The organism is Methanophagales archaeon (genome assembly GCA_021159465.1).
GTDB lineage: Archaea > Halobacteriota > Syntropharchaeia > Alkanophagales > Methanospirareceae > G60ANME1.
The window spans coordinates 1-1,189 of the sequence record JAGGRR010000127.1 but is presented as its reverse complement, the minus strand read 5'-3'; the positions used below and the strand labels follow the sequence as shown (position 1 = coordinate 1,189).

Annotated in this window: 1 protein-coding gene; it reads right to left on the bottom strand. The window is 45.7% G+C overall.

Annotated elements, in window-relative coordinates; all coding sequences use genetic code 11:
• Positions 1-1,175, bottom strand: a 1,175-nt coding sequence (locus J7J01_06095) for a hypothetical protein (GenBank protein ID MCD6210446.1), incomplete at its 3' end; no start/stop codon positions are given.
• Positions 1,176-1,189 lie beyond the last annotated feature (14 nt).

The window sequence follows — 1,189 nt, the reverse complement described above, 5'->3', positions numbered from 1 at the left end:
TCAATGCCAGGGTCGAATACACCATTGCGATTTGTGTCAATGAGCCATGTTCCGCTGGGTTGGAAAACACCGATCTCATCACCTTTTCTCTGATACACAATATAGTTTGCACAACTACCCACTGCAGAAATGCCATATCCGATACGCATATAACCACTTTCACCCCAGTCTGAACCCCATGAGTTCCTTAGGAACCATACCCCGTTGTTCCCTTGAGTATCATCCCAACCAGTTAACACAATCGCATGATTAGGTCCATCCGGACAGAACTCATCAGTTTCAAAAACGCCTCCTGTGTAGTCTTGGAAATAAGGTCCCACACAAACTGCAGCTGAAACAGGACCGTAGCGCATAATAGCCCTCTTTATGTCACAGGTGGATACTATCTGCCCATTAGCACGGCAACAGTCCGGAGGGGTGGCATCTCCTGCTACGCAAGACCATGACGTTAACTTCCATGAGTGATTGAAAGGGCAAGGAGTAAGCATGGAACAACAAGACTCATTATCCGTGGCACTATAAGGTTTCTCTGATTCTGCAACAGCACCAGCTTCTCCTGAAGCAGTTACCTTATTCCAGTGATAATCATGGGCAAATAACCCACCAGCACAGCTCCAGGGCTCTGGCGTTTCTACATTGCATGATATCAGGAATTGCTCTGATAGATCCGTAGTTGTATCGTCTTTAATTTTAATATTAGCCTCTAATGGACCTACTGTAGCAAATGCCCAGCAACTCCCACAACGGCCTTGATCCTTTATGGGTGTAACTCCTCCTGAATCCCGCCAGTCAAAACGTGATGGTAGTCCAGGACATATTTCCCCTGTATCTTTTCTAAGAACGATATCGTCCAGATAGACGCCATACTCACCATCAGGAGAAGTGTCATTATCGCTGATAAACGCAAAAGCAATCCATACCTTCTTATAGCCACAGAGATTGCCCAAGGTATATACATCTGTAAGATCGAAATTTCCGGGACACCAACCATTACCCCCGCAATGCAGATCCCAACGACCTGAGTAACTCACACCATAAAACGCAATACCATTAACTGAGGCACCTACAAAAAGGTAATCAGGAATTTCTCCTGTCTGTGTCCAGTGGTTAAAGAATAACTCCGCATCCCTAGCTTCGCTTAGGTTAAAGGGACCATAAACCATCCAGGCACTCATATTAGGTGGATACG